Source organism: Pseudarthrobacter defluvii (assembly GCF_030816725.1).
GTDB classification, from domain to species: domain Bacteria; phylum Actinomycetota; class Actinomycetes; order Actinomycetales; family Micrococcaceae; genus Arthrobacter; species Arthrobacter defluvii_A.
In genome coordinates, this window is sequence record NZ_JAUSYG010000001.1 from 1,623,297 (window position 1) to 1,639,637 (window position 16,341).

A 16,341-nucleotide genomic window follows, 5' to 3' on the forward strand; every position below is an offset into this window, starting at 1 on the left:
CAGGGCGGGCTACGACCCGGGCGTGCGAAGCGACTCACGGGTGGGCAGCCAGGCGACGGCGGCCAGGAGCATGATGCCGCCGGTCACCCCGAAAGCCCAGCCGAAACCCAGCCGGTCCGCCAGCAGCCCTGCCGCTACGGGCCCAACGATCGCGCCGACGTCGGACGTCATCTGGTACACGGCGAGCACCTTGCCGCCGGAGCGGCCATTGCCAATCACATCGGCCACTGCCGCCTGCTGGGCGGGGCCGAAGAGGCCGGACCCGACGCCTGCGAGCGTGGACGCCGCAAGGAACCAGGGCAGGTCTGAGGTAATGCCGATCGCCGCGGTTGCCAGGGACGCCACCAGCAGGCCCGAAATCATCATTGGCTTGCGGCCCAGCGAGTCCGCCAGGCGCCCGGAGAAGGTGAGTGCGGCGGCGTTGCCGGCGGCGAACACGGCCAGGGCCAGGCCGGCCGCCTGCGGTCCCGCTCCAAAGGCAGCCGCTGCAAACAGCGGCACAGTAGCCATCCGCACGCCAAAAGTTGCCCACCCGTTGGCAAAGCTGGAAGCAAGGGCAGAACGGTACGTGCCCGCGGCCAGGGCTTCACCAAATGCCATGTCCGGCGCCCGCTTCTGCGTTTCGCCACCGTCCCTGCGCTGGTGGCTGAGCTGGGTCTGCACCACGAACGCGGCGACGAGCAGTGCGCCTGCGTAGGCGAGGAAGGGAACCCGCAGGCCCAGCCCGGCCAGCAGGCCGCCCACGATCGGCCCGCACACGTTCCCGATGAGGAACGCGGACGCGTAGGCGCCCGAGACCCTGCCCCTGCTTTGCGGGGGCGCCAGCCGCACCACCAGGGCCATTGACGCCACCGTGAACATCACCGACCCTGCCCCGCCCAGGCCGCGGAACAGCAACAGTTGCCAGTAGTCCTGGGCGAAGGCGCAGGCTGCTGTCGACAATGCCACGATCAACAGCCCCGCGACATAGACAGGGCGTTCGCCGCGCCTGCCGATCAGGGCGCCGCCGGCGGGAGCAAACGCCAGGCGCATGAACGCGAAGATCGCCACGATCACGGCCGCCTCGGTGTTCCCCACCCCAAAGGTGGTGGCGAACTGCGGCAGTACGGGTGCAACAAGCCCGAAGCCAAGTGCGATGAGGAACGCCGCGGCCAGCATCACTTTGATGTCGCGGGGAAGCTTCTCCCGCTGCGGCCGCAGGCGGGCCAAAAACCTCGAAGTGGCGCCGCTTGCGCGGGGTGGTGCCGTCATGGTGCGGGAGTCCTTGCTGGAAAGGGAGCCGGGTGGCTGCGCGGGTGCGGAAACATAACCGTAACAAGGCGGATATGCACCATTTACTTCCTGGAGGTTGTTGTAACAGCCCGGCAATCTAAATTCCCAGCGGGCGAAACACGCCGCGCCCAAACTCATTACAGGACGCAAAAGGCGTTGGCAGGCGGAGCAGTTCCGCAAAATTCGATGAGAGAGGACGTGCACCATGGAACTTACCGCAGGTCACGTTTGGGTCATGGTGGCGGCAGCCCTTGTGCTGTTCATGACACCCGGTCTGGCATTCTTCTACGGCGGCATGACCCGCGCCAAGGCAGCCCTGAACATGATGATGATGAGCTTCATCTCCATCGGCATGGTGGGAGTCGTCTGGGTCCTGTGGGGCGCGTCCATGAGTTCCGGGGAAGGGTTCATGGAGATCGTGGGCAACCCGTTCGCCACCTTCGGCCTTGAGGGGATCACCACCCCTGACGGCCTCATAAAGGTGGGCTACGCGGCCACCTTCGCCATCATCACGGTGGCCCTGATCAGCGGCGCCATCGCCGACCGTGCCAAGTTCGGCGCCTGGTCCGTCTTCGTTCCCGTGTGGGTCACGCTGGTGTACTGCCCGCTGGCCTACATGGTGTGGGGCGGCGGCCTCTTCGGCCCCGAAGGCGCCATCGGCAAGGCGCTGGGACCTGCCATCGACTTCGCCGGCGGCACCGTGGTCCACATCAACGCCGGTGTGGCCGCGCTGATCCTGGTCCTGATCATCGGCAACCGCAGGGGCTTCGGCAAGGACCCCAACCACCGCCCGCACAACATCCCGTTCGTCATGCTCGGCGCGGCCATCCTCTGGTTCGGCTGGTTCGGCTTCAATGGTGGTGCGGCCACCACTGCCGAACAGGGCGGCCTGATCTGGGTCAACACCCTCGCAGCCCCGGCAGCTGCCATGCTCGGCTGGCTGGTCACCGAGCGCGTCCGCGACGGACACCCCACCTCGCTCGGCGCCGCATCCGGTGTTGTTGCGGGCCTGGTTGCCATCACTCCCGCCTGCGCCAACGTCAGCCCCGTGGGTGCCCTGGGCCTGGGCGTCGTGGCCGGCGTCGCCTCCGCCCTGGCGGTCGGCCTGAAGTTCCGCTGGGGCTTCGATGACTCGCTGGACGTGGTCGGCGTGCACCTGGTCTCCGGCATCATCGGCACCGTTGCCCTGGGCTTCATCTCACTGCCCACCGACGGTGTTGGTGGCGGCCTCTTCTACGGCGGCGGACCGGCACAGCTCTGGGCCCAGCTCGCGGCAGCCGGCATCGCCATCGCCTACTCCGCGATCCTCACCACCATCATCGCGCTGGCCATCCACAAGACCATGGGCTTCCGTGTCTCGCAGGAACAGGAAACGGTGGGTGTGGACCTCAGCCTGCACGCCGAAACTGCCTACGAGTTCGGCCTGAGCGGGCACGGCGGAAGCTTCCAGCCGCTGCACGACATGATCACCGGCAAGGGCGCAACCCCTGAAGCCGGACAGGCATCGGAAGCGCAGAAGGCACAGTCAGCAACAGGCAAGGAAAGCGTGGGGGCATGAAACTGATCACTGCAATCGTCAGGCCGGAAAAGCTCGATGCCATCAGGGAAGGGCTGGAAGCCTACGGCGTCCAGGGCCTCACAGTAAGCGCGGCCAGCGGCTACGGCCGGCAGCGCGGCTACACCGAGGTCTACCGGGGGGCGGAATACAACGTGGACCTCCTGCCCAAGATCCGGGTGGAAGTCCTCGCCACGGACGAACAGGCTGACGACATCCTGGACGTGATCATTGCCAGCTCCAATACCGGCAGGGCCGGGGACGGCAAGGTCTGGACCATGGACGTCCATGAAGCAGTGCGGGTCCGGACAGGGGAGCGCGGCGTGGCCGCCATCTAGGGCGGGTGCCACCGCCGGCCCCAGCTGCCGGCAGAAACCTGAAACCGGAAACAGGACGGGCGGGAACCGAAAAGGTCCCGCCCGTCCTGTTTCCGGTTAAGGTGCCAGGCGCACGCCGCCGTTCACTGCTCAGTCCTCCCGCCCGTTGGTGGACCAGGACCCGGGGCCGGCAGATCCGGCGTCGTACTCCTCCAACGGGACCTCACCCTGTTTCCACGCCTTGAGCACCGGCTCAACGATCCGCCAGCAATCTTCTGCCGTGTCGCTCCGGACGGACAGCAGCGGATCGCCGGACAGCACGCCTTCCAGCACTTCGCCGTAAGGCAGCAGGTCAGAGGCGCTTAGTTCCGCTTCCAGGGTGACGCGGCCCAGGCTGAAGATGTTTCCGGGCCCGTTGACGTCGACGTCGAACTCCAGCGTGTCAGGACCGAAACCGATCCGCAGCTGGTTGGGGGAGTCCACCCCGGTGAAGCCCTGGGGGAGGTGGGGCACCGGCAGGAAGGTGACCACGGCTTCCTTGCGCTTGGCGCCCAGGGCCTTGCCGGAGCGCAGGATGAACGGAACCCCGCGCCAGCGCCAGTTGTCGATGCCCACCTGGATCTCCGCGAGCGTCTCCGTTCCCCGGCCGGCGTCCACGCCTTCCTCGCTGGCGTAGTCAGGGACCTCCCTGCCCGCCACCGTGCCGGCCGTGTAGCGGGCCCTGCGCGTTGATTCGGTAAAGGGTGCGCTGACGCTGCTGGCGCGAAGGACGGTGGATACGGCATCACGGAGGTCGCGCTCGCCGATGGTGGCAGGCGGCTCAATGGCCATGATGGCCATGACCTGCAGGAGGTGGCTCTGGATCATGTCCCGCAGGGCGCCGGCGCCGTCGTAGTAGCGGGCACGTCCCTCGAGCGCCAGGTCTTCGTCGAAGAAGATTTCCACCTTTTCCACGTGCTGCCGGTTCCACACCGGCTCCAGGAAGTTGTTCGCGAACCGCAGGCCCAGGATGTTCAACACCGTGGCCTTCCCTAGGAAGTGGTCCACCCGGTGGATGTGGTCCTCGGGGACCAGGCGGGCCAGCGTCCGGTTGAGGGAGCGAGCTGATTCCTCGCTGGAGCCGAAGGGCTTTTCCATCACCAGGCGGGTACCGTCCGGAACCTCCCCGGGTTGAAGCGTCTCGCACGCCAGCTGGCTGATCCGGGGCGGCAGTGCGAAGTAGACGGCCACCGGGCCTTCCAGCCCGCCCAGCAGTCCGGCCAGGGCACCGTCCGCCGTGACGTCCACCTGGTGGTAGACCGTCTCCTTCTGCAGCAGCTCAAGGGCTTCCTTGCCTGGCTCATCCGTTTCACCGGCTGCCGCGGCGAACGATGCCTGTACCCGCTCCCGCCATTGTTCCGGCGTCCAGGGGTCGGAACCGGCCCCCACCAGGCTGAGGCCCCCGGCCCGGCCGGCCGCAACCAGGCGCGCCAGGCCCGGGAGGAGGAGGCGGCCGGTGAGGTCGCCCGAGGCGCCGAGGATAAGCAGGGTCTTGACAGTTGTTTGGCTCGTCATTTTGCCAGCATGCCACCTACCGTGCCTGACTTGATACCCTAGATAGTTGAGTCCCGATCATCTCCTGAAAGAAGTTCACGGCGCGTGTTCAATTCACTCTCTGACCGGTTGACAGCAACCTTCAAGAATCTCCGCGGCAAGGGCCGCCTCACGGAGGCCGATGTTGATGCCACCGTCCGCGAGATCCGCCGTGCCCTTTTGGACGCCGACGTGGCCGTGCCGGTGGTCCGCGAGTTCACCGGGCGGGTCCGCGAACGGGCCCTGGGTGCCGAAGTCTCGGCCGCACTGAACCCCAGCCAGCAGATCGTCAAGATCGTCAACGAGGAACTCCAGGAGATTCTCGGCGGCGAAACCCGGCGGATCCGGTTGGCCAAGAACGGCCCCACCGTCATCATGCTCGCCGGCCTCCAGGGCGCGGGCAAGACCACCTTGGCGGGCAAGCTGTCCAAGTGGCTGAAGGCCCAGGGCCACAGCCCCATCCTGGTGGCCTGCGACCTCCAGCGTCCCAATGCCGTCACCCAGCTCCAGGTGGTGGGCCAGCGGGCCAACGTTCCCGTCTTCGCCCCGCACCCCGGAGCCACCTCCACCGAGCTCGACCAGCCCGCCGGTGACCCGGTGGCCGTGGCCCGCGCCGGCGTCGAGGAAGCGCGCCAGAAGCTGCACGACGTCGTCATCGTCGACACCGCCGGCCGCCTCGGCGTCGATGCGGACATGATGGAGCAGGCCCGCCAGATCCGCCGCGCCATCGTGCCCAACGAAGTCCTGTTCGTGATCGACTCCATGATCGGCCAGGACGCCGTGAACACCGCCCTCGCGTTCGACGAAGGCGTCAACTTCACCGGCATTGTGCTCTCCAAGCTCGACGGCGACGCCCGCGGCGGTGCCGCACTGTCCGTCGCGTCGGTCACCGGCAAGCCGGTCATGTTCGCCTCCACCGGTGAAGGCCTGGACGACTTCGAGCTGTTCCACCCTGACCGGATGGCTTCTCGCATCCTGGACATGGGTGACATCCTCACGCTCATCGAGCAGGCCGAGAAGGCCTGGGACAAAGACGAAGCTGCCCGCATGGCGAAGAAGTTCGCCGACCAGGAAGACTTCACGCTTGAAGACTTCCTGGCCCAGATGCAGCAGATCCGCAATATGGGCTCCATGAAGAAGATGCTCATGATGATGCCGGGTGCCCAGAACATCCGGCAGCAGCTGGAGCAGTTCGATGAGCGGGAGATCGACCGCGTTGAGGCGATTGTCCGGTCCATGACGCCCCACGAGCGGCTGGCTCCCAAGATCATCAACGGTTCGCGGCGCGCCCGCATCGCCCGCGGTTCCGGCGTGCACGTCTCCGAGGTGAACGGCCTGCTGGAGCGTTTTGCCCAGGCCCAGAAGATGATGAAGAAGATGGCCCAGGGCGGCATGCCCGGTATGCCGGGGATGCCCGGCCTGCCCGGGGCCGGCGGTGGTTCGCGGAAGAACGCCAAGAACGCGCCCAAGAAGAAGGCGAAGTCCGGCAACCCGGCCAAGGCTGCGCAGGAGCGCAAGGACGCCGAAGCCCGGCGCGCCAACGCTGCCAAGGCGCTGCCCACCGGGGCTGCGTTCGGCCAGCAGGGCGGCGACTTCGATCCGTCCCAGCTGAACCTGCCCAAGGGTTTCGATAAGTTCCTGGGTAAGTAGCAGTTTCCTGCACCCTGCAGCGCCAGGTGTCCGTCTTGATTGTCCAGGGCGACACCTGGCGCTTCTTCGTTGGGATGCAGGCACCGTGGAATAGGGTTGGGACATGTTCAAGCAGAGGGTAGTGTTCGTGCACGGCGCCGGAACCTTTGGTGCCGCCGCCTGGCCGCGGCAGCACGGCATGGCTCTGTCCTACGACGCCCTGTTCCTTCGCCGGCACGGCTATGACGCGGTCGCGGAGCCGGTGGAGTCCTCTTTCGCCGAAGATACGGCAATCATCCTGCGGTCGCTGGCCGACGACGGCCGGGGCGCCGCCGGCGGGCACGTGGTTGCACATTCCCAGGGGGCAATTGCCGCCATGATGGCCGCGGTGGAACGCCCCGACCTGGTTTTTTCGCTGACTTTGGTGGAGCCGGCCTGCCTGTCGCTGACGGCGGAACTCCCGGCGACGGCGGCCCACATCAATCTGATGCGGCCCCTCTTCGATGTCCGCCACCAGCTCAGCGACGAAGATTTCCAGCGCGAATTCGTCCGGCGAGTCTACGCCACGGACCTCCAGCAGCCCGCCACCACGGAGGAGAAACGTTCAGCCCGCAGGCTCCGTCTGCAAGGTCCGTCCTGGGAGGCGCCGCTGCACATTGTTCCGGGCGTGCCCACGCTGGTCCTGACCGGTGGGTGGGAACCGCTGTATGAGGAGATCGCCGGATACCTTCAGGAGACCGGCGCCCTGCACCGCGTTGCAGCGGGCGGGCACCGGCCCCATGACTCGCCGGACGGGGACCGTGCCATCCGGCAGTTCATTGCAGCGGTCAGCCGGAGCGAGCCGGCCCGCGCCTCCTAGCTGCCTGCGTGGACCTGCGGCTCAGGCAGGTACACCCTGCCGCCCGCTGCCAGGAATTCCTCGCTTTTCTCCCGCATTCCGGACGCCATCTCCGTGAGGGCCGCCTGGGTGTCGGCCGACCCGTACTCGTCCCGGATGTCCTGGCTGATCCGCATGGAGCAGAACTTCGGCCCGCACATGGAGCAGAAGTGCGCCGTCTTGGCCGGTTCTGCGGGAAGGGTTTCGTCGTGGAACGCCTCGGCCGTCACCGGGTCCAGGGACAGCGCGAACTGGTCCCGCCAGCGGAACTCGAAGCGGGCCTTTGACAGTGCGTCATCGCGTTCGTGTGCGCCGGGGTGCCCCTTGGCGAGGTCGGCGGCGTGCGCGGCGATCTTGTAGGTGATCACACCCGTCTTCACGTCGTCCTTGTTCGGCAGGCCCAGGTGCTCCTTCGGGGTGACGTAGCAGAGCATGGCCGTGCCGTACCGGGCGATTTCCGTCGCGCCGATGGCCGAGGTGATGTGGTCGTATCCGGGTGCGACATCGGTCACCAGCGGTCCCAGCGTGTAGAACGGTGCGCCCTTGCACAGTTCCTGCTGGCGCTCAACGTTCTCGCGGACCAGATGGAACGGTATGTGGCCCGGCCCCTCCACCATCACCTGGACGTCGTACTCCCAGGCGCGCTGCGTGAGCTCGGCCAGGGTGTCCAGTTCGGCGAACTGGGCGGCGTCGTTGGCGTCGGCCGTGGAACCGGGGCGCAGGCCGTCACCCAGCGAGAAGGCGACGTCGTATTTGGCGAAGATCCCACACAGCTCATCGAAGTCCGTGTACAGGAAGTTCTCCTGGTGGTGGGCCAGGCACCAGCCCGCCATGATGGAGCCGCCACGCGAGACAATGCCCGTCACCCGGTTTACCGTGAGCGGGACATACCGCAGCAGCACACCGGCGTGGATGGTCATGTAGTCCACGCCCTGCTCGCACTGTTCGATCACGGTGTCGCGGAAGATCTCCCAGGTGAGCGCGTTGGCCTCGCCGTTGACCTTTTCCAGCGCCTGGTAAATGGGCACCGTCCCGATCGGCACGGGGGAGTTGCGGATGATCCATTCCCGCGTGGTGTGGATGTCATCGCCCGTGGACAAATCCATGACGGTGTCGGCGCCCCACTGGGTGGCCCACTGCAGCTTGTCCACCTCGTCCGCGATGGAACTGGTCAAGGCGGAGTTGCCGATGTTCGCGTTGATCTTCACCAGGAAGGCCTTGCCGATGATCATCGGCTCGGATTCGGGGTGGTTGATGTTGTTCGGAATGATGGCCCGGCCTGCCGCCACCTCGCTCCTGACCAGTTCAACGTCGCAGTTTTCGCGCAGGGCAACGAAGCGCATTTCCTGGGTGATGATGCCCTGCCGGGCATAGTGCATCTGCGTCACCGTCCGGCCGTCGACGGCGCGGCGGGGCACCGGCTGCGCACCCTTCCATTCGGCGGAGGCGGCCCCGCGGCGGACAGCGGAGCGGCCGTCGTCGAGCAGGGTGCGCTCCCGGCCGCGGTAGGCCTCGGTGTCACTTCGCGCCTCGATCCACCCAGAGCGGAAGGGCTGCAGGCCGCGGACGGGGTCGCTTCCGGGGCCCGCGGTCCGGTACGTCCGGAACGGCGTGTTGGGCTGGCCGTTCGGTGAGTCCTCCAGCGCGATTTCCGTCACCGGTACACGGATTCGGGAATCGGCAGCTTCAATGAATGCCAGCGAATGCGACTTCAAGGACTGGGTTACCTGGGGACCGGATTCCCCGCCGGCGGAGCTGGTGTCGGCATGGATTTGGGCAGGGTTCAACTGGGTGTTTGGCGTACTCAAGGGAATACTCACTTCCTTCGCCGGCATTACCCGGACAGGTTCAACGGTCGCAGGCTGCGTCAGCCCGATCTCAGCCCCTGCAGGGGCACCCGTGTGGTCAGGAACGAAGCTACCACACGCCCGTGGAGCACCCTTGTCATATTTGCGGTGCTAGCCTGACCGGGCATCGAAAGGAGCCCCATGGCAGAAATCATCCACTTCAGCGGCCCCGTCCTGACTGCACCGGACCGGGTACGGTATGGGCTGTGGTCCGTGGACGGCCTGCTGACCTTCAATCCGCCGCACACGCCTCCCAGCCGCGTACTCGACGGCTGGGTGCTGCCGGGCTTCGTGGACGCCCACTGCCACATCGGGCTGGGCCCGGGCGGAGCCGTGGAGCCCGGTGTTGCCGGGGAACAGGCACGGGCCGACCTCAAGGCAGGAACGCTGCTGGTCCGCGACGCCGGGTCCCCGGCGGACACCCGCTGGATGCAGGGCGGCGCGGACTTTCCCGTGTTGATCCGGGCCGGTCGCCACATCGCGCGGACGCGGCGTTACCTGCGCGGTTTCGCTGAGGAAGTTGATCCGGACGCCCTGGTGGAGGCCGTGCGCAAGCAGGCACGGGACGGCGACGGCTGGGTCAAACTGGTGGGGGACTGGATTGACCGAAGCACCGGCGACCTGGCGCCTTCCTTTCCTGCCGCCGTCGTACGTGACGCTGTCCAGGCGGCCCATGACGAAGGTGCCCGCGTGACGGCGCACTGCTTCGCCGAGGACACCCTGGACCAGATGCTCGATGCCGGCATTGACTGCATCGAACATGCCACGGGTCTCCTGCCCCGCCACCTGCCCCGGTTCGCCGAGCAGGGGGTACCCATCGTGCCAACCCTCATCAATATCGCGACTTTTCCGGACATTGCCGCACAGGCTGATCCCAAGTTCCCGCGCTACGCCGCCCATATGCGCTCGCTCTGGGAACGCCGGCTGGAACGGGTGGCGGAGGCCCATGAAGCAGGCGTGCGCATCTATGCGGGCACCGATGCCGGCAGCGTGATTGGCCACGGCAGGATCGCGGACGAGATCCTCGCCCTGCACGCTGCAGGCCTGCCCATGGAGGCAGCGCTGGATGCCGCATGCTGGGCTGCCCGCACCTGGCTGGGAGCGGAGGGCATCGAGGAAGGCGCGCGCGCCGACGTCGTTGTCCTCAGGGAAGATCCACGGGCTGTGCCGGAAACGATTACAGCGCTGGAGCATGTGGTGCTGGGCGGCCGCATCATGCGCTGACCGGGACTTGGAATAAATTGAAGCTTCAAGTAATTTTAATGTGTGACAGGCCGCCACCGGGACGGCTTTCAACGCAAGGAGCCTTCAATGACCGCAGCAACCAGCAGCCAGGATCTTCTTCCTGCCGACCTCGCCATGGGCACCGTGATGCTCAAGGTGGGCGACATGAAGGTCATGACCGACTACTACCAGCGCGCGCTGGGCCTCGAGGTGGTGGCTGAGCAGGACGGCGGGCTGTACCTCGGCAGGCTTGCCAGGCCGCTGGTCCACCTGGCGCCGGCGCCGGGGCTGAACCTTCCCGGCAGGGGAGAGGCAGGCCTGTTCCACACTGCCCTGCTGTTCGAGGACCAGGCATCGCTGGCTGCCACCGTTGCCACGGCGGCGCAGTATGAGCCGCGGTCCTTCACCGGCAGCGCCGACCACCTGGTGAGCGAGGCCTTCTACTTCACTGACCCGGAAGGCAACGGCATCGAGCTGTACTGGGACCGGCCGCGCAGCAACTGGTCCTGGAACGGGACGGACGTTGTCATGGACAGCCTCGCCCTGCCGCCGCAGCGGTACCTTGAGCAGTACCTCACGGAGCAATCCCTGGAAGGCCAGCGGCAGACGTCCGCGGGCGTGGGGCACGTTCACCTCCAGGTGGGGGACGTCCAGACCGCCCGGGACTTCTACGTGGGGACCCTCGGCTTCGAAAAGACCGCAGGATGGCACGGGCAGGCACTGTTCGTCTCCGCCGGCCGCTATCACCACCACATGGCCATGAACGTCTGGAACAGCCGCGGCGCCGGCCCGCGCAAGGACACGCTGGGGCTCGGCGAAGTGCTGATTGAAGTCCCAGCCGGGGACGACGTCGGCGCGCTGGCTGACCGCCTCAAGGTCGCCGGAGTGCCCTCGCACCACACCGGTGCCGAGCTCCGCTTCGAGGACCCGTGGCGCAACCGGATCCGGGTGGCCGTCCGCTGACGGGCGGCTTGCCCGGCAGCGTGCGGCGCGAAGCGGGCCACTGCATGCAGCGGCAGCATTGCAGCCACTAGGCTGATGGCGTACGGCCGGGCTGCAGGAAGCGCCCGGCGCGCAGTTCCGCCAACGGAAGAAGGACACCCGCCATGGGCTTCACCGAGATTTTTGTCGCCACCCATGATGCAGCGCTGAAACGCGCCGGCATCCTTGACGAAGGAACCGGCTCCGCGGCGGATGGCGTTGCCGCCGGCCAGGGGGTGCGGATCCGGGGGATCAGCGACTTCGAGGTCGAGCAACTGGGTGACCTGGCCGGGACCGCCGTCCATGCCGGCGGGGCAGACTATGAGCTGACCATGGTGGACGTCTCCAGCGACTCCCTCCTTGCCGTCCCGCCTGCCATGGTCCGCGCCCTGGCAGACCTGCTCACCTACGAAACAGAAGGCGAGGGCAACGTCCTCGACGACGTCGCCGAACAGTGGGCTGCCCAGGAGGATATGCCGTTCAACGCGGGACAGGCGCGGACCTACGTGCAGCAACTGGCGGAACTCGCTGCCGGAATCGACGATTCCGAACGGACCGGGCTGTACGTCTGGTCCGCTTGAGCCGCCAAGTCGAAATAACGCCGCTCATCTGGCACAATAAACAGGTACTCGATTCGCGCGGCCCCTCTCTCCGTGTCCGGATCCTGTCCTTCGAGCCCGCAAGTACGGCCCGCCCCACGGGTGCAGAAAGCCGGGTTTACCCCTTTTCTGAAACAGGAGTGACCACAAAAGTGGCCGTAAAGATTCGCCTTAAGCGCTTCGGCAAGATGCGCGCCCCGTACTACCGCATCGTCGTCGCGGACTCACGCACCAAGCGTGACGGCCGTGCCATCGAGGAAATCGGCAAGTACCACCCAACCGAAGAGCCCTCATACATCGAGGTCAACTCCGAGCGTGCGCAGTACTGGCTCTCCGTCGGCGCCCAGCCGTCCGAGCAGGTTGCTGCGATCCTGAAGATCACCGGTGACTGGCAGAAGTTCAAGGGCCTGCCGGGCCAGGAAGGCACCCTCAAGACCAAGGTCGAGAAGGAAGCCTTCGTTGCCCCCGAGAAGGGCTCGGTCATCATCCCGGAAGCCATCACCAAGAAGGCATCCAAGTCTGACGCTGCCGAGGCCCCGGCCGACGCCGAAGCTGAGACCACCGAGGCTGAGTAGATTGCTGGCAGAAGCGCTGGAGCACCTGGTCCGCGGAATCGTCGATTCCCCGGATGACGTCAAGGTCAGTTCGAAGAACAACCGCCGCGGGGACACCCTCGAGGTGCGCGTTCACCAGGACGACCTGGGACGGGTGATCGGCCGCCAGGGCCGCACGGCCCGCGCATTGCGCACCGTGGTGGCAGCACTGGCCGGCGGCGAACCGGTACGGGTCGACGTTGTCGATACCGACCGCCGCCGCTGAGCGCTCGGCAACATCCAGTTTTTGCTCCGGCCCCTCCACCACCAGGTGGAGGGGCCGGACTGCTTTCACCAGAAACACCACAACCCGGAACAGAGGAACACATGCAGCTTCAGGTGGCGCGGATCGGCAAGCCGCACGGCATTCGCGGGGAAGTCACGGTACAGGTCCTGACCGACGCCCCGGAGGACCGTTTCGTGCCCGGCACGCAATTCGTGGTTGAGCCTGCGGCATCAGGCCCCCTAACCGTGAGCAGTGCCCGCTGGAACAAGGACATCCTGCTGCTCGGCTTCGAGGAAGTAGCGGACCGCAACCAGGCTGAGACCCTCCGCGGAGCCAAGCTGTTCATTGAAACCGAAGAGCTTGACGAGGACGACGACGATGAGGGCTGGTACGAGCACGAACTCGTCGGCCTGGAGGCGCGGATCGGTTCCCGGGTGGTGGGCAAGGTAACGGCGCTGAACACCATGCCAGTCCAGGACCTGCTCATGATCACCACCCCCGGCGGCGAAGAAATCCTCATCCCGTTCGTGGAACAGATCGTGCCCGAGGTCAACATCGAGGAAGGCTACATCCTCCTCACCCCGCCGGACGGACTCTTCGAACTCAACTCCGACGAAGCCGCCGCCCCGGAAACGGAAGGCAGGGACTAGATGCGGATCGACGTCGTCAGCATCTTTCCCGAGTACCTTGCCCCGCTTGAACTTTCGCTGATCGGCAAGGCACGCCAGGACGGGATCCTGGACCTGCACGTCCACGACCTGCGCAGCTTCACCACCGACAAGCACCGCTCCGTGGACGACACCCCGTATGGGGGCGGCGCCGGAATGGTCATGAAGCCCGAACCCTGGGCACAGGCCCTCACCGCCGTTGCGGACGGGCGCCCGGACCCGGAACGCAAACCCGTGCTGATCGTTCCGTCCCCGGCGGGGGAGCGGTTCACCCAGGCCCTCGCCTACGAGCTGGCCGAGGAGCAGCACCTGGCGTTTGCCTGCGGACGGTACGAAGGCATCGATGAACGCGTCATCGAATGGGCACAGGAACACTTCACCGTCCGGCCCGTCAGCCTGGGCGACTACGTGCTCAACGGCGGGGAGGTGGCAGTCCTGGCCATGGTGGAGGCCATCGGCCGCCTGCTCCCGGGGGTGGTGGGCAACCCCGAGTCCCTGGTGGAGGAATCCCACTCCGACGGGCTCCTGGAGTACCCGGTCTACACCAAGCCCTCCGTCTGGCGGGACCGCGAAGTGCCCCCGGTGCTCCTCAGCGGCAACCACGGCCGGATCGCCCAGTGGCGCCGCCACGAACAGTACCGCCGGACCGCGGAGCGCCGTCCGGACCTGCTGGAAGGGTTCGACGCCGGCAGCCTCCCCCGTGCCGACCGCACCGAGCTGCACAGCCTGGGCTACGACGTCGAGGACGGCCGCCTGGTCCGCCGCCCGGAGCCCGGCGCAGCACAGGCATAACGGCGGCGGAATTGGCGTAACCCTGCTGCTGTGGCAAAATTAACCCTTGTGTCTGCTGGGTCCGCACCTGCCACAGGGGGTAGCGCGGCCAACAGCCTGACAACCGGCCCCATCAACCCTTGAAGCGGCCGGACCACTTTTACTTCGGCGGCGATGCCCGGCCTGCTTTCCAGCGGGCCGACTTGCCTGCCGTGACCCAAAGTGAATGACCTGTGGCGTTCACCAGGAGTGCAATCATGCATATTCTCGATTCCGTCGATGCATCCTCGCTGCGCAACGATGTTCCCGAATTCCGCGCGGGCGACACCCTCAAGGTGCACGTGAACATCATCGAAGGCAAGAACACCCGTGTCCAGGTCTTCCAGGGCTTCGTCCTGGGCCGCCAGGGCGACGGCGTGCGCGAAACCTTCACCGTCCGCAAGGTCTCCTTCGGTGTCGGCGTGGAGCGTACCTTCCCGGTGCACTCCCCGATCATCGAAAAGATCGAGGTTGTCACCAAGGGTGACGTCCGCCGCGCCAAGCTGTACTACATGCGTGCACTGCGCGGTAAGGCCGCCAAGATCAAGGAAAAGCGCGACTTCAGCTCCGCCAAGTAAGTCCTGCCCGGACTTACCGCCAGGCTGCAGCGCGGCCGTAGCCGGCAAGCGCCGGAGCAATGCCCCAGCGCCAGGATACGGACCTATGCACCAGACAAAACGCCAGCCCCGCAAAAAGGGCTGGCGTTTTGTTGTTGTTGCCCTGGTCCTGGCGCTTGCCATCAGCGGGGTGGTCCGGTCCCTGTGGCTGGACGTTTACTTCATTCCCTCGGAGTCCATGGAGCCGCTCCTCCAAGGCGGGGACCGCATCCTGGTCTCGCGCACGGACTTCCAGTCCGAACCAATCCGGCATGGCGACGTGGTGGTTTTTGACGGCCGCGGCAGCTTCGCGCCGCTCAACAGCGGCAAAGGCCCGGTGGTGGATGCCGCCGCGTCCGCCCTGCAATGGCTAGGTCTCGCCGGCAGCGACACAACCTACGTCAAACGCGCCATCGGACTTCCAGGCGACACAGTGGTGTGCTGCGACGCCGCCGGCAAGGTCACCGTGAACGGGGTGGCCCTGGACGAACCCTACGTCTTCCCGGGGGACGTGCCCAGCATCCAGAAATTCAGCACCGTGGTTCCCGAAGGCAGGCTGTGGCTGATGGGGGACCATCGCTCGCTGTCCGCCGACTCCCGCAGCCTCCTCGGTGCCCCTGGCGGCGGGCTGGTGCCGGTGGACCGGGTGATTGGCCGGCCGGTCCAGATCCTTTGGCCCCTTGATAGATTTGCTCCTGTAGCCCGGCCGCCCGCAGCGGGGCCCACAACACAGAACGGACGGTAAATGCCCGAGAACCACGCGCGGAAACCCGAACCGCGCCATGACGGCGTTTCCCAGACGCCGGCCGTTCCAACTTCCTCCGCGCCGGGTGACGGCACGGAAGCGGCAGCACCCCCCAACCGGCGGAACCGGGCAGGGTCGAAGGGTGCGGTCAAGCCGGCCGGCAATCCCTTGCTGGGCTGGCTGAAGGAAATCGCCACAGTAGTGGTCATTGCGGTGGTGCTGTCCTTCCTCATCAAGACCTTCCTGTTCCGGGCCTTCTTCATCCCCTCCGAATCCATGGTGAACACCCTCGATGTGGACGACCGGATCTTCGTTAACCTCCTGGTTCCCGAACCGTTTGCGCTCAGCCGCGGGGACGTTGTGGTCTTCCGTGACACCAAGGGCTGGCTGCCGCCGGCCCCGGCCAAGACGGAGGGGCCGTTCACCTGGGTCCAGGACGGCCTGACGTTTGTTGGCCTCCTGCCGGACAACTCGGAGCAGCACCTGGTCAAACGGGTCATCGGGCTGCCGGGGGATCACGTGGTCTGCTGTGACGCCGGCGGTAAACTGACCATTAACGGGACCGCCATCGACGAGGCCTACATCAACCCCGCCGAGGTCCCGCAGGTCCGCAACTTTGACGTCACCGTCCCGGAAGGCAAGGTGTGGGTGATGGGTGACAACCGGAACCACTCCGCGGATTCCCGTGCGCACATGGAGACGGACGGCGGATTCATCGACCTCAAGGACCTCGAAGGCAAAGCCGCCGTCATCGCCTGGCCGCTGAACAGGATCAAGACCCTGGACAACTACCCGGACGTGTTCAAGAACGTCCCGGCGGCGCACTGACC

The 16,341-nt window shown here is 66.4% G+C and carries 17 protein-coding genes and 1 riboswitch; of the genes, 14 read left to right on the top strand and 3 right to left on the bottom strand.

Annotated elements, in window-relative coordinates:
- Nucleotides 1–9: 9 nt before the first annotated feature.
- Complete coding sequence (locus QF031_RS07545) at nt 10–1,251, bottom strand: MFS transporter (protein WP_307426128.1); 1,242 nt, start codon at nt 1,249–1,251, stop codon at nt 10–12.
- A 226-nt stretch (nt 1,252–1,477) separates the two neighbouring features.
- On the opposite strand from QF031_RS07545, the gene QF031_RS07550 reads away from it, so the two are divergent.
- Nucleotides 1,478–2,830, top strand: a complete 1,353-nt coding sequence (locus QF031_RS07550; protein ID WP_307426131.1) for an ammonium transporter — start codon at nt 1,478–1,480, stop codon at nt 2,828–2,830.
- Nucleotides 2,827–3,165, top strand: coding sequence for a P-II family nitrogen regulator (locus QF031_RS07555; protein ID WP_141160148.1), 339 nt, complete (start codon nt 2,827–2,829; stop codon nt 3,163–3,165). The genes QF031_RS07550 and QF031_RS07555 overlap by 4 nt, the downstream gene beginning before the upstream one ends.
- Nucleotides 3,166–3,294: 129 nt before the next feature.
- On the opposite strand, the gene QF031_RS07560 is transcribed toward QF031_RS07555, so the two are convergent.
- A complete protein-coding gene (locus tag QF031_RS07560; protein ID WP_307426134.1) occupies nt 3,295–4,698 on the bottom strand; it encodes a glucose-6-phosphate dehydrogenase in 1,404 nt (467 codons plus the stop codon).
- 84 nt (nt 4,699–4,782) lie between these two features.
- Here QF031_RS07560 and ffh point away from each other — a divergent pair, with 84 nt between their 5' ends.
- Nucleotides 4,783–6,366 (top strand): signal recognition particle protein, encoded by a 1,584-nt coding sequence (gene ffh, locus QF031_RS07565; protein WP_307426137.1) that lies wholly within the window; start codon nt 4,783–4,785, stop codon nt 6,364–6,366.
- Nucleotides 6,367–6,469: 103 nt separating this feature from the next.
- A complete protein-coding gene (locus QF031_RS07570) occupies nt 6,470–7,204 on the top strand; it encodes an alpha/beta hydrolase (RefSeq protein WP_307426138.1) in 735 nt (244 codons plus the stop codon).
- Here QF031_RS07570 and thiC read toward each other — a convergent pair.
- The gene (gene thiC, locus QF031_RS07575) at nt 7,201–9,030 is read right to left on the bottom strand and encodes a phosphomethylpyrimidine synthase ThiC (RefSeq protein ID WP_307426140.1); all 1,830 of its coding nucleotides are present in this window, start codon (nt 9,028–9,030) and stop codon (nt 7,201–7,203) included. The two genes, QF031_RS07570 and thiC, sit on opposite strands and share 4 nt — an antisense overlap.
- A riboswitch (TPP riboswitch) is annotated at nt 9,026–9,133 on the bottom strand. It overlaps the preceding gene by 5 nt.
- A gap of 77 nt (nt 9,134–9,210) precedes the next feature.
- Here thiC and QF031_RS07580 point away from each other — a divergent pair.
- The 10 genes from QF031_RS07580 to lepB (QF031_RS07625) all read left to right on the top strand — a co-directional run bounded on the left by QF031_RS07580 (nt 9,211) and on the right by lepB (QF031_RS07625) (nt 16,339).
- Entirely contained in the window at nt 9,211–10,293 is a 1,083-nt protein-coding gene (locus tag QF031_RS07580; protein ID WP_307426142.1) for an amidohydrolase family protein, read from the top strand.
- Between the two features lie 87 nt (nt 10,294–10,380).
- Nucleotides 10,381–11,256, top strand: coding sequence for a VOC family protein (locus QF031_RS07585; RefSeq protein WP_307426145.1), 876 nt, complete (start codon nt 10,381–10,383; stop codon nt 11,254–11,256).
- A gap of 143 nt (nt 11,257–11,399) precedes the next feature.
- Nucleotides 11,400–11,855 (top strand): hypothetical protein, encoded by a 456-nt coding sequence (locus tag QF031_RS07590; protein ID WP_307426147.1) that lies wholly within the window; start codon nt 11,400–11,402, stop codon nt 11,853–11,855.
- A 170-nt stretch (nt 11,856–12,025) separates the two neighbouring features.
- Nucleotides 12,026–12,448 carry a 30S ribosomal protein S16 gene (rpsP, locus tag QF031_RS07595; RefSeq protein WP_056335390.1) on the top strand — a complete coding sequence of 141 codons (423 nt, stop codon included), beginning with the start codon at nt 12,026–12,028 and terminating at the stop codon, nt 12,446–12,448.
- Between the two features lies 1 nt (nt 12,449).
- Nucleotides 12,450–12,692 carry an RNA-binding protein gene (locus tag QF031_RS07600; RefSeq protein WP_018759999.1) on the top strand — a complete coding sequence of 81 codons (243 nt, stop codon included), beginning with the start codon at nt 12,450–12,452 and terminating at the stop codon, nt 12,690–12,692.
- Nucleotides 12,693–12,793: 101 nt separating this feature from the next.
- Nucleotides 12,794–13,342, top strand: a complete 549-nt coding sequence (rimM, locus tag QF031_RS07605) for a ribosome maturation factor RimM (protein WP_307426151.1) — start codon at nt 12,794–12,796, stop codon at nt 13,340–13,342.
- Complete coding sequence (gene trmD / locus QF031_RS07610) at nt 13,343–14,152, top strand: tRNA (guanosine(37)-N1)-methyltransferase TrmD (protein ID WP_307426153.1); 810 nt, start codon at nt 13,343–13,345, stop codon at nt 14,150–14,152.
- Nucleotides 14,153–14,388: 236 nt separating this feature from the next.
- Complete coding sequence (gene rplS / locus QF031_RS07615) at nt 14,389–14,748, top strand: 50S ribosomal protein L19 (protein WP_307426156.1); 360 nt, start codon at nt 14,389–14,391, stop codon at nt 14,746–14,748.
- Between the two features lie 85 nt (nt 14,749–14,833).
- Nucleotides 14,834–15,511 (top strand): signal peptidase I, encoded by a 678-nt coding sequence (gene lepB / locus QF031_RS07620; protein ID WP_307426158.1) that lies wholly within the window; start codon nt 14,834–14,836, stop codon nt 15,509–15,511.
- Entirely contained in the window at nt 15,512–16,339 is an 828-nt protein-coding gene (gene lepB / locus QF031_RS07625) for a signal peptidase I (protein WP_307426161.1), read from the top strand.
- Nucleotides 16,340–16,341: the final 2 nt, after the last annotated feature.